This is a genomic window from Bacillus sp. FSL K6-6038, from assembly GCF_038050455.1.
GTDB lineage: Bacteria > Bacillota > Bacilli > Bacillales > Bacillaceae_G > Bacillus_A > Bacillus_A pseudomycoides.
Genome location: NZ_JBBOUH010000001.1, coordinates 1,305,330 through 1,317,991 on the forward strand (window position 1 = coordinate 1,305,330; position 12,662 = coordinate 1,317,991).

The following is a 12,662-nucleotide window of genomic DNA, read 5'->3' on the forward strand; positions in this document are numbered from 1 at the left end:
TACAAATACGAATTTTCTGAAATGTAAGCGTTTTTTGACATTGTTTTATTTTTAGAATATATAATCTTCTGACAAAAAACCTTAATTTTAATAGAGTATTTATTATATTTACATAGAAACAGGTTGTTTTGTCAATATAATATTGAATGAAGAAAAAAATATTTTTTTTGAAAAGCATTGACTTTTCGGAAAAGGAGAGAATATAATGAATGCAACTTAAAAAAATGCAAGCGTTGATGAAGAAGAGTACGTATTATGAACATGTCAGAGAGCTGATGGTTGGTGCGAATCAGTATGGAATTAATATGGAATGGCCTTCGGAGCTTCCAAACCGAACCGAAAGAAGTAGGCTTTGGCGACATGATCTCATCGATACAAGAGACACGTATTAACTTTTGATACGGCAAAGTGCGTTACATTTGTAACGAATTAAGGTGGCACCACGGGAGTACCCGTCCTTTCTATAGGATGAGTACTCCCTTTTTGTGTATAAAAATAAATGAACTGAATAAACTAAATCGTTTAAGTAAGAAGAGTACGTATATTGGAGACGTTCCAGAGAGCCGGGGATAGGTGGGAGCCCGGTGCGGTGCCATATGCGGAATGGGCTTACGAGAGGTATGCTGAACAGACTTGAATAAGTAGGCAACCCGGGTTCCGCCGTTACAAGGATAGGGTATATATTTGTACCTGAATAAAGTGGGATGCTTATGCATCCAAACGAGGTGGTACCACGGTAAATTTATCGTCCTCTACATATTTCGATATGTAGGGGACTTTTTTTATTTTAAATAGTGAGGTGACAGTTATGATAACGAAAGAACAATTTAACGTGCAACAGGAGCAGGGAAAGACATTTTTAGTAATTGATGAAGAAGAAGGAGACAGTGTGACGCCGATTGCTTTATATCGCCAAATGAAAGGTGAGAAAAAATTTTTACTTGAAAGCTCACAGCTTCATCAAGATAAAGGACGGTATTCTTATTTAGGATGTGATCCATACGGAGAAATAAAAAGTAGCGGTGCGGCGGTAGAGATTACGATAAATGGTAGGACTAAGCAAATAGAAGAAAATGTATTACAAGTATTGCAAAAGACCCTTGCGCCGTCGGAGGTAGAAAGCCCATTTCCATTTTGCGGAGGAGCAGTTGGATATATTGGCTATGATGTGATTCGGCAGTATGAAGATATTGGAGAAGAACTGTTTGATCCGGTCGATATTCCAGAAGTTCATGTATTACTGTACCGAGAATTTATTGTATACGACCATTTACGCCAAAAACTATCGTTTGTATATGTATGCAGGGAAGAGGATACGGACTCTTTTGAAGAAGTTCACGAGAGATTGCAGGCATATAAACAAGATGTCTTACATGGAGAAGAAGAACAAGTGAAAGAAATACAGCCTTCTCTATCCTTTACTTCTTCTACAACAGAAGAAAAGTTTTGCGAAATGGTGGAGAAAGCAAAAGAATACATTCGAAATGGTGATATTTTTCAAGTTGTACTATCTCAGCGATTGCAAAGTGAATTTATAGGCGATTCATTTGCATTATATCGAAAACTTCGAATTGCAAATCCATCACCGTATATGTTTTATATTGATTTTCAAGATTATGTTGTACTTGGTTCTTCACCAGAAAGCTTACTTTCCGTACGAGATGATAAGGTGATGACGAATCCGATTGCAGGAACAAGACCACGCGGAAAAACAAAAACGGAGGATGAAGAGATCGCGAAAGAATTGTTAGCAAATGAGAAAGAGCGTGCAGAACATATGATGCTTGTAGATTTAGGACGAAATGATATCGGACGGGTGAGCGAAATTGGTTCTGTTGCGCTAGATAAGTATATGAAAGTAGAGAAGTACTCACATGTCATGCATATTGTATCTGAAGTTTACGGAACATTGCGAAAACAAATGGATTGTTTTGACGCATTAGCGTATTGTTTGCCGGCTGGTACTGTATCTGGAGCACCGAAAATTAGAGCGATGGAAATTATAAATGGATTAGAAACGGAAAAAAGAAATGTATATGCCGGAGCGGTAGGATATATAGCTTTTTCTGGAAACCTTGATATGGCGCTTGCGATTCGCACAATGGTTGTAAAGGACCAGAAAGCATATGTGCAGGCGGGAGCAGGTATTGTCTATGATTCAGATCCAATTGCTGAATATGAAGAGACATTAAATAAAGCAAAGGCGCTTTTGGAGGTAATGAAATGATTGTACTCATCGATAACTATGATTCATTCACTTATAACTTGTATCAATTGTTAGGGGCATATGAGGAAGAGATTGTTGTACTGCGAAATGATAAAGTGACGATTCAAGAACTCGAAGAAATGAAACCAAAAGCAATTATTCTTTCACCAGGACCAGGAAAACCAGAGGATGCAGGGATTTGCACCCAGGTGATTCAACATTTTTATAAACAAATTCCGATCCTTGGCATTTGCCTTGGACACCAAGCGATTGTTTCAGCATTTGGCGGGGGAATTGTAAGAGCAGAGCATATAAAACATGGGAAAACATCACGTGTAAAGCATAATGGCACATCGATATTTTCATACGTCGCGCAACCGTTAACTGCGATGCGCTACCATTCACTCGTAGCGGCGAAGCATACGATTCCAAAATGTTTTGATGTATTAGCAACAGCGATGGATGATGGGGAAATCATGGCAGTTCGCCATAACTATTATCCACTCTTTGGACTTCAGTTTCATCCAGAGTCAATTGCGACAGAAGAGGGCGGAAAATTAATACGTGCATTTTTATCCAATGTGAAAGAGGAGGAGCAAGTATGAACAGTTATCTTCGAAAATTAGTAGAAGGACAGAATTTAACGGAACAGGAAATGTATGAAGCAGGCCTTGCACTCTTAAGTGAAGATATATTAGAAAGTGAAATTGCTGCTTTTTTAGCATTGTTAAAGGCAAAGGGTGAAACAGCCGATGAAATATATGGCCTCGTTCGAGCTCTTCGGGAAAAGGCATTACCATTTGCAAGTCATATAAAAGGAGTAATGGATAATTGCGGGACGGGCGGAGATGGTGCACAAACATTCAACATTAGTACAACATCTGCTTTCGTACTTGCCGGGGCTGGTGTGAAGGTGGCGAAACATGGGAATCGCGCGGTTTCTAGTAAAACAGGGAGTGCGGATTTATTAGAAGAACTTGGTGTCAATATTGCATGTACGCCAAGAGAAATTGACTACTTATTAGAAAAGGTTGGTATCGCATTTCTGTTTGCACCAGCGATGCATCCAGCACTTAAACGCATTATGAAAATAAGAAAAGAGCTAAATGTACCGACCATTTTTAATCTGATTGGTCCTCTTACAAATCCGATTGATTTAGAAACGCAGTTTGTTGGTATATACAAACGAGATATGCTAATGCCGGTAGCAGAGGTATTGCAAAAGCTTGGTAGAAAACAAGCGCTTGTTGTAAATGGGAGCGGATTTTTAGATGAAGCATCTCTGCAAGGGGAAAATCATGTAGTGATTTTAAAGGATAACAAAATTATAGAAGAGAGTATTATTCCAGAAGAATATGGGTTTTCTCGTGTGAGCAATGAAGAAATCCGAGGTGGAAATGTAAAAGAAAATGCGAATATTACACTGCAAGTACTAGAGGGGGAAAAGAGTGTATACCGTGATACGGTTCTACTCAATGCAGGTCTTGCACTTTTTGCAAATGGAAAAGCAGGGACAATTGAAGAAGGCATTCATATTGCAGCTCAAAGTATTGATTCTGGAAAAGCGTTATCGAAATTGAATCTATTAATTAGTGCAAGTAATAAAAGATTAGAGAGGGTGAATTAAATGGAAACCATTTTAGAAAAGATTGTTCAGCAGAAGAAAAAAGAGGTAGAAGCGTTGTATAAAACATATACGCCGGTGAAGAAACAACGGAAGTCACACTCTCTTGTAGAAGCACTGCAAAACTTCACAGTCATTGCTGAAGTGAAGCGAGCTTCTCCATCTAAAGGTGATATTCATTTACATGTAGATGTACCAAAGCAAGTAAAAATGTATGAAGAGTGTGGCGCCGGAGCAGTTTCTGTTTTAACGGACGGTCAATTTTTTAAAGGATCTTTTCACGATTTAGAAACAGCACGAGCAAATAGTAATATTCCGCTTCTATGTAAAGATTTTATTATCGATACAATTCAAATTGATCGGGCATATGAAGCTGGAGCGGATCTCATTTTACTTATCGTTGCTGCACTATCAGAAGAAAAACTACGAGAGTTATATGCATACGTGCAAAAAGTAGGATTAGAGGCAATTGTAGAAGTTCACAATGAGACAGAATTAGAGGTAGCACTAGCATTAAATCCTCATGTGATTGGAATAAACAATCGGAATTTGAAAACATTTGAAGTGGATTTGAGTACGACAGAAAATCTAGGGAAACGATTGAATGAAGAAAATATGCTTTGGATTAGTGAGAGTGGTATTCATACGGAAGAAGATATCGTACGTGTGAAGCAGGCAGGTGCAAAAGGAATTCTTGTTGGGGAAGCGCTGATGACTGCACCTTCTGTAGGAGACTTCTTTCAATCACTGAAGGTGACAACGTGAAAGTAAAGATTTGCGGCATTACCGATGTAGAAACAGCAAAGAAAGCGTGTGAATACGGCGCAGATGCTATTGGATTTGTATTTGCGAAAAGCAAAAGGGAAATTACACCTGAAAGAGCAAAACAGATTATTGATGAGCTTCCAGCTGATGTAATGAAAGTTGGTGTTTTTGTAAATGAATCGGTAGAGGTCATTCAGAAAATTGTAAATGATTGCGGTTTAACACATGTACAACTGCATGGAGATGAAGGAAATCATCATATCAGAAGATTGAATATTCCGTCTATAAAGGCGGTTGGTGTACATTCGAGCGAAGATATAGAGCAATCACCAGACTATGAAGCTGATTTTCTCTTATTTGATAGCCCGAAAGAAAAGTTTCATGGTGGAAATGGCAAAATATTTTCATGGAAGTTGCTAGATGATATGCCAAATGAAATTCGTAAAAAGTGTATTTTAGCTGGTGGATTACACATTGAAAACATTAAAGAAGCAATTGAAACTGTTAAGCCATATATGGTAGATGTCAGCAGCGGAGTAGAAACGGATGGAAAGAAAGATAGCGAAAAAATAAAACAATTTATTAGAAAAGCGAAGGAGTGTTAAACATGCAATATGCATATCCAGATGAAAAAGGTCACTACGGTATATACGGAGGACGTTACGTTCCAGAAACACTTATGCAATCTGTTTTAGAATTAGAAGAAGCGTATAAAGAAGCGATGCAAGATGAAGCATTTCAACAAGAATTAGAGCATTATTTACAAACGTACGTCGGAAGAGAAACACCGCTTTATTTTGCGGAGAATCTGACAAAGTATTGCGGAGGGGCAAAGATTTATTTAAAGCGTGAAGATTTAAATCATACAGGAGCTCATAAAATTAACAATACAATTGGGCAAGCGCTTCTTGCAGTGAGAATGGGTAAGAAAAAGGTTGTAGCTGAAACAGGAGCTGGACAGCACGGGGTTGCAACGGCGACGGTATGCGCCTTACTCGGTTTAGAGTGCGTCATTTTTATGGGAGAAGAGGATGTAAAACGTCAAAAGTTAAACGTCTTCAGAATGGAACTATTAGGAGCGAAAGTGGAAAGTGTCGCAGCAGGTAGTGGAACATTAAAAGATGCAGTAAACGAGGCGCTTCGTTACTGGGTTGCACATGTGCACGATACGCACTATATTATGGGATCTGTTCTTGGACCGCATCCATTCCCGCAAATTGTACGTGATTTCCAAAGTGTAATCGGGAAAGAAACGAAGAAACAATATGAAGCGCTAGAAGGAAAATTACCAGAAGCAGTTGTTGCTTGTATCGGCGGTGGAAGTAATGCAATGGGAATGTTTTATCCGTTTGTACATGATAAAGAAGTTGCTCTTTACGGCGTAGAAGCAGCAGGTAAAGGCGTTCATACAGAGAAGCACGCAGCAACATTAACAAAAGGAAGCGTTGGCGTCCTTCATGGTTCGATGATGTATCTCCTTCAAAATGAAGAAGGGCAAATTCAAGAGGCGCACTCCATTTCAGCAGGGCTCGATTATCCTGGAGTTGGGCCAGAACATAGTCTGCTAAAAGATATTGGCCGTGTCTCTTACAACTCAATTACAGATGACGAAGCGCTAGCTGCATTCCAGTTACTAACGAAAAAAGAAGGAATTATCCCGGCATTAGAAAGTTCACACGCAGTGGCGTATGCATTAAAACTTGCGCCTACAATGAAGCAAGATGAAGGACTTGTCATTTGTTTATCGGGCCGCGGTGATAAAGATGTTGAAAGTATAAAACGTTATATGGAAGAGGTGTAAACGATGGGAGTAGAAAGAATTACAGCAGCGTTTCAAAATGGAAAAAAAGCATTTATTCCTTATGTAATGGGAGGAGATGGAGGTCTAGAGAAGTTAAAAGAGCAAATTCGTTTTCTAGATGAAGCAGGGGCGAGCATCGTTGAAATTGGGATCCCATTTTCTGATCCAGTTGCAGATGGACCAACAATTCAAAGGGCAGGAAAACGAGCATTAGATAGTGGAACAACGCTCGGAGGAATCTTTCAGGCACTAGCGGAAGTCAGACAAGAAGTAAATATTCCATTCGTACTTATGACATACTTGAATCCTATTTTAGCATTTGGTAAAGAACGTTTTATCGGAAGTTGTCTTGAAGCTGGTGTAGATGGAATTATTGTTCCAGACTTGCCATATGAAGAACAAGATATTATCGCACCGCACCTTCGTGATGCGCATATCGCACTTATTCCGCTTGTAACAGTAACGAGTCCAATCGAACGAATTGAAAAGATTACGAGGGAGTCACAAGGGTTTGTTTATGCGGTAACGGTAGCGGGGGTCACTGGGGTTAGACGTGACTTTAAGCAAGAAATTCATAGCTACTTAGAAAAAGTAAAAGCACATGTACATCTTCCAGTAGTTGCTGGATTTGGAATCTCAACGACTGAGCAAATTGAGGAAATGATTACGTTATGTGATGGAGTGGTTGTGGGAAGTAAGGTAATTGAGCTTTTAGAAACAGAAAAAGAAGAGGAAATTTGTGAACTGATTGCTGCAGTGAAATAAGAAGAAGAGGCTACCTGTTAAGGGGCCTCTATATTATATGAGCAAGTTTCAAGCCATTAAGACCTTGCACATTAGTGGGAGATTCTTCATCTCCCACTAATTATTAGTTGAGCGAATTGGCTTTTACGGTCAGTTGATTCCCCAACTGACATGAAAATATCAAGAATGATTGACGTAAACCAAAGGTGTTGTTAAAATTATTACTGGAATTAATGTGAAATATTTCACAAATTGTAGTTTTAAATGTGAAAACATTCACAAATATTGAGTTTGTTTCTTAAAAATATTTTTAAAAGGAGTTATACGTCATGAAAAGAATCGTAACACTAAGTACCCGTAAACTGACAGATACAGTAAAACATGGTGGTTGTGGTGCATGTCAAACATCTTGCCAATCAGCTTGCAAGACATCTTGCGGAGTTGCAAATCAAAAATGTGAAAACATAATGAACAGATAGAAAATGAGAAACGTACCGCCCAACTGCTTCCCAGATGGGCGGCCATTTTTATCCCGCATGAACAAGAAGTAAAAGCCCCATTAACGGAAGTTTTACTTTATAGATAAAAGGAGTTTGATTATTAAATATGATTCATCAATATAAATTAAACGGATACAACATCGTACTCGATACCTACAGTGGATCAGTACATGTTGTCGACGACCTCGCTTATGAAATCATCGCGCTTTATGAGACTACTGCTGCAGAAGAAATCATAACAATGATGCTAGAAAAATACGTATATGATTCCGATATCTCTGAGAAGGACATTCGAGAAACCATTGCAGATATCGAAGAGCTAAAAAATGATGGGGAACTCTTTACTGAGGATGAATATAAGAGTCTCTCAATTGATTTAAGAAACCGCCAAACTTATGTAAAGGCCCTCTGCCTCAATGTTGCACATACATGTAACTTATCATGCGAATACTGCTTCGCCAGCCAAGGAAAATACAATGGAAGCAGAGCGATTATGAGTTATGAGGTTGGCAAAAGAGCTATCGATTACCTATTGGAAAACTCCGGTCATCACCGAAACCTCGACATCGATTTCTTCGGGGGAGAGCCGCTCATGGCCTGGAAAGTTGTAAAACAGATTGTCGCTTACGCAAGAAGTAAAGAAAAAGAGTACAAAAAAACGTTTCGCTTCACCTTTACTACAAATGGCATGTTACTAAACGATGAAATCACTGATTTTTTGAATAAAGAAATGTACAATGTCGTATTGAGTCTTGATGGAAGAAAAGAAGTCCACGATCACCTTCGTAAAACGGTAACTGGAAAGGGGAGCTATGATTATATCGTTCCGAAGTTCCAAGAATTCGTCAAAAGCCGTGGAGATAAAGAATACTATGTGCGTGGAACCTATACTCATAACAACGTTGACTTCACCAATGACATTTTTCATATCGCAGATCTTGGTTTTGACAAGCTCTCGATGGAACCGGTCATCTGTAATCCACGGGAACCATATGCACTCACCGAAAAGGACCTTCCAGATATTTATAACCAGTACGAAATTCTCGCCAAGGAAATGCTAAAGCGTGAGGAAGAAGGTAATGGATTCACTTTCTACCATTACATGCTTGACCTCTCAGAAGGCCCTTGCATCCAAAAGAGAATTTCTGGCTGCGGCTCAGGAACCGAATATTTCGCTGTCACACCATGGGGCGAGATTTTTCCTTGCCACCAGTTCATCGGGGATAAAGAATACAGTATGGGAAACATCTGGGATGGGATTACAAAACAAGAGATGCAATGTCAATTTAAAGAGAGCAACTGCTATTCGAAGCCAGAATGTCAGGACTGCTGGGCAAAACTTTACTGCAGTGGCGGTTGCCCTGCTAACGCGCTGCACGCAACCGGCTCCATCAATGGAATCTACGATTTTAGCTGTGACATCTTCCGTAAGAGAGTAGAATGTTCCATGATGGTTAAAGTAGCCGAATCCATGAGAACTATGAAAAAAAACAAACAAGCCGTGGCACAATAAGCATAAAGATAGTATAAGGCTGAGAGATAAGTCAAAATTTGATTTATGCTCAGCCTCTTTGAAAATCTTCTTTTTCTTTTAGACAAAAAACCCCCACTGATTAAAGTTTCACTTTATAAAATGGAATTCATTATGTAAATTATACCATTTCATATACGAGTATTTTGAATTTATTCAGTTAATATAATAAAGGATTTTCACCAAAACGTTCCCAAAGTGTTGGAAAACGTTTTGCTAATCCTTCTTCATCGTCTTCTTCCCAATCGAACTCAATTTCAGGCATAGATGAATCATGTCCCTTTTCATCTAATAAGGAATCAAATGTATCCCAAATATTGTCGTCACATTCTGTATCTCCCGTTTCTTGTAAAGAAAAAGCTTCAAGGGCAACAGATAGTATTTCTTCACATTCAGGAATAATTTCTTCCTCTTCATAATAAGCAGGAATTAAGTTTGCTAGATTTTCAGGATTTTGCATAGCGGCTTCAAACATTTCTTGTCCACATGCGATGAGCCACCCTCTAAAATAATCAAATAAATCATCAGAACATCCGTCAAAAATAATATACGCAGCTGCCCATAGAGAAGATGTATAAGATTCTTTGAGAGCGGTTTGGAAATGAATTTCAAAGTCTGTAATTTCGCTCGCAGACTTTGTAGCTAATTGTTCCACTAGCCATTCACTCGTTTCGTCTTTTGTATTCATTTCTGAAATAAGCTGCCAAAATTGTTCTTTGTTCATCGTTATCGCTCCTTTTAAAACGTAATTTTCTTGTAGTGTAGCATTTTTTCAATAATTCACTTGATAAAGAATAGTGAAAAACTGTATAAAACGAATTGAATATTCTGACATCTATTATATAATAGTTACAATTGTATCTTATAAGAAACGAGATGATGGTATGGCTGTATTGTTAGCCCTTATTCCAATTATGATGATTTTCATTTGTTTATTTATTTTTAAACAAACATCGCTGAAAGCCTCGCTGATTTCTTATGTTGTATGTACTGGAATCGTTTTACTAACACCAATGTTTCGACTGCAAATGGGAGAGGTTATGCATGCAACAATTAAGGGTGGGTTAATTTGTTTTATTGTAGGGTATGTTCTGTTTTTTGGTATTCTTTTATTTCACCTCATGAACAAAATGGGGTATATCGATCAAGTTGCACGTTTTATCGAACAAGTTACACATGATCGATTATTACAAATGCTCTTAATGTGCTTTGGAATTTGTCCACTTATCGAATCAGTGAGCGGGTTTGGAATTGGTTTTATGGTGGCAGCTCCTATTTTTCTTTCGCTTGGTTATAAACCGTTCCAAGCAGTTTTATTATCGTTTATCGGTTTATTGGCGAGTTCCTGGGGAGCGATGGCAACGGGAACGATTATTGGATCGCAGCTCATCAGCATGCCATTAGTGAACTTAGGATCTAGTACAGCATTACTCAGTATTCCTTTTTTTGCGTACTTTGTTTACCTTTCTTTGTATGTAGTTGGTGGTTGGCAAGCGGTGAAGGGAAAATGGAAGGAAGGGTTCGGTTTTTTTTTCTTATTTTCTATATCAATCTATCTGTCTAATGCATACGTAAGCGTTGAACTAGCCGGGATTTTAAGTTCCATCGTAACGATTACATTTGGTTTTCTTATCATTAAAATGACAGCGAGGCAAGGGAAGGCGTTTTTATCGGAGCATGCTGCCACGACGCAGCGAGAAGTTTCTATCGTGAAAATTATAAGCCCTTATTTATTTTTAACAGTTTGTATTTTACTTTCTCGTCTCATTCCGTCGTTACATAATATGCTGCAATCTTATGCTGTCGTTGATTTACCAGCGTACTCTTACAAACTAGCGTTACTATATTCACCTGGATTTTGGCTTGGGGTTACATGTTTATTTACCATTATGTTCTTCCGTATACCTTCCACTATTATAAAACAATCTTTATCGCAAACGATCAAACAATGGATTCCGTTTTCGATTACAACGACAATGTTTATTGCCATTTCAGAATTAATGGGTGCAGCTGGTATGCATACATTGTTAGCGGACGCAGCAGGGCAAACATTTGGAATGTTATTTGTCTTCGTTGCCCCGTTCATCGGTGCAATTGGTGGTTTTTTAACGGGAAGTAACGCAGGATCAAATGCGATGTTTATTAAACTACAAATGCAAACGGCGCAGAATGTAGGACTTCCGTGGCAATATGTTACGACTTTGCAAAATACAGCATCATCCGTAGCGACAATTGCTTGTCCGTCACGGATTACGCTTGGGGCCTATCTATGTAATATCCCGTTTCGAGAGAATGAACTACTAAAAAAGACAACGCTTATGATTTTTGGAGCGGTGTTAATTGTGGTGGTGGAAGTTGCAGGTTGGTATGTATGGCAATAAAATCTTCTGCTTTAGGAGGATTTTCGTTTGTTAGTGGATAATTTATAAAAGAACAAGTGTTTCTATTACATGAAGAGGAGATGATCCCATGCCCTTAAAAAACTACGGCGTTTTAAAAGGTATCGCACTACAATCTATGAGTGGAAAAGGGAAAACACCTCATTATCAAGTTCATTTGCAAGATGAATCGGGAGTAGATTACCGGATTGCAATTAATGTGAAATCGCAGAGCTATCCATCAGAAGTATTATATTTTGCAAGTGAAAATATTAAATCAGAAGCTATTACGATTTTACCGACATTACCTTTTGGTTTTACAGAAGTGAAAAATAATGAACCAAAGGTGGCTTTAGATTATGTGCGGGGAAATTTATTTGAATCAAAACAGATGATTCCTTTGCCGCCAGAAAAATCGGGAGCTGACAACGATTTAAATGAAAAAATAGAACACTATATAAAACGAGCGATAGAGGAAAAGGCAATTATTTATGCATTTGGAGAACGATGGGGTCCAGAAAATGATACACCTGATCGATATTTTCATTTTAAACCTGGTAATGGGATACATGATATTCATATGAATCAAGGAAATGTGGAGAAGTGGCAAGGGGATGATGGCACATGGCAAGATGGTGGCCTATTCATCCATTTTGAGAAAAAGCAGCAATGGGTTGGCATTTTCCTCGCATTTCAGTCGCAGTCTTGGTGTACAGACGAAGAGGGACATGCGCGGATTCCGGTGGAGCATTGCAACTATAAGAGCAAAAATTAATTAAAACAGCTAGTTCATCTCGAACTAGCTGTTTTAATTTTGTGGCAAATAAAGCTTATGATGTTTCAGTTATAAAGTGTATTAGACTGAACTTTATTGATACAATCATATTTTGCCGTCTATTTTCACCATATCTCATAAAATAAAAATTTAGATTCACTATTATATGTTACGAATAGATAATAGGTTGTATTAAAATATTAGACTAAATAGCAGATATGCTGTTTTTATATGGGAATTAAGGACAATTCTGAGAAAGCATACTTAATAAAATAAGTATGTATACATGCTGGCATAAAGCTTTCAAAAGAGAAAAAGGGTTACTCCTTGATGAATAA

Annotated in this window: 12 protein-coding genes and 2 other annotated features; of the genes, 11 read left to right on the top strand and 1 reads right to left on the bottom strand. The window is 38.3% G+C overall.

Annotated elements, in window-relative coordinates:
• The first annotated feature begins 224 nt into the window (after positions 1–224).
• Positions 225–463: a binding site (T-box leader), on the top strand.
• A 49-nt stretch (positions 464–512) separates the two neighbouring features.
• Positions 513–756, top strand: a binding site (T-box leader).
• Between the two features lie 52 nt (positions 757–808).
• The 9 genes from trpE to scfB all read left to right on the top strand — a co-directional run bounded on the left by trpE (position 809) and on the right by scfB (position 9,153).
• Positions 809–2,227: an anthranilate synthase component I gene (gene trpE / locus NSQ40_RS06595; RefSeq protein ID WP_003195972.1), complete on the top strand. Its 1,419-nt coding sequence runs from the start codon at positions 809–811 to the stop codon at positions 2,225–2,227.
• Positions 2,224–2,811, top strand: a complete 588-nt coding sequence (locus NSQ40_RS06600; RefSeq protein ID WP_098101371.1) for an aminodeoxychorismate/anthranilate synthase component II — start codon at positions 2,224–2,226, stop codon at positions 2,809–2,811. The genes trpE and NSQ40_RS06600 overlap by 4 nt, the downstream gene beginning before the upstream one ends.
• Positions 2,808–3,833: an anthranilate phosphoribosyltransferase gene (gene trpD / locus NSQ40_RS06605; protein ID WP_033795966.1), complete on the top strand. Its 1,026-nt coding sequence runs from the start codon at positions 2,808–2,810 to the stop codon at positions 3,831–3,833. Before NSQ40_RS06600 ends, trpD begins: the two co-directional genes overlap by 4 nt.
• Complete coding sequence (gene trpC, locus NSQ40_RS06610) at positions 3,834–4,595, top strand: indole-3-glycerol phosphate synthase TrpC (RefSeq protein WP_003195975.1); 762 nt, start codon at positions 3,834–3,836, stop codon at positions 4,593–4,595.
• On the top strand, positions 4,592–5,200 hold the full coding sequence (locus NSQ40_RS06615; RefSeq protein ID WP_041488304.1) for a phosphoribosylanthranilate isomerase: 609 nt from the start codon (positions 4,592–4,594) through the stop codon (positions 5,198–5,200). The genes trpC and NSQ40_RS06615 overlap by 4 nt, the downstream gene beginning before the upstream one ends.
• Before the next feature lie 2 nt (positions 5,201–5,202).
• Positions 5,203–6,396 carry a tryptophan synthase subunit beta gene (trpB, locus tag NSQ40_RS06620; protein ID WP_033798131.1) on the top strand — a complete coding sequence of 398 codons (1,194 nt, stop codon included), beginning with the start codon at positions 5,203–5,205 and terminating at the stop codon, positions 6,394–6,396.
• A 3-nt stretch (positions 6,397–6,399) separates the two neighbouring features.
• Positions 6,400–7,161, top strand: coding sequence for a tryptophan synthase subunit alpha (trpA, locus tag NSQ40_RS06625; RefSeq protein ID WP_003206234.1), 762 nt, complete (start codon positions 6,400–6,402; stop codon positions 7,159–7,161).
• Between the two features lie 308 nt (positions 7,162–7,469).
• Complete coding sequence (gene scfA, locus NSQ40_RS06630; RefSeq protein ID WP_016113838.1) at positions 7,470–7,619, top strand: six-cysteine ranthipeptide SCIFF; 150 nt, start codon at positions 7,470–7,472, stop codon at positions 7,617–7,619.
• 127 nt (positions 7,620–7,746) lie between these two features.
• Positions 7,747–9,153 carry a thioether cross-link-forming SCIFF peptide maturase gene (gene scfB, locus NSQ40_RS06635; protein ID WP_033798130.1) on the top strand — a complete coding sequence of 469 codons (1,407 nt, stop codon included), beginning with the start codon at positions 7,747–7,749 and terminating at the stop codon, positions 9,151–9,153.
• 178 nt (positions 9,154–9,331) lie between these two features.
• Here scfB and NSQ40_RS06640 read toward each other — a convergent pair whose 3' ends face one another.
• Positions 9,332–9,895 carry a DUF4240 domain-containing protein gene (locus NSQ40_RS06640; protein WP_033798129.1) on the bottom strand — a complete coding sequence of 188 codons (564 nt, stop codon included), beginning with the start codon at positions 9,893–9,895 and terminating at the stop codon, positions 9,332–9,334.
• 160 nt (positions 9,896–10,055) lie between these two features.
• On the opposite strand from NSQ40_RS06640, the gene NSQ40_RS06645 reads away from it, so the two are divergent.
• A complete protein-coding gene (locus NSQ40_RS06645; RefSeq protein ID WP_258248195.1) occupies positions 10,056–11,552 on the top strand; it encodes an L-lactate permease in 1,497 nt (498 codons plus the stop codon).
• Positions 11,553–11,640: 88 nt separating this feature from the next.
• Positions 11,641–12,324, top strand: a complete 684-nt coding sequence (locus tag NSQ40_RS06650) for a YukJ family protein (protein ID WP_258248196.1) — start codon at positions 11,641–11,643, stop codon at positions 12,322–12,324.
• The last annotated feature ends 338 nt before the right edge of the window (positions 12,325–12,662 follow it).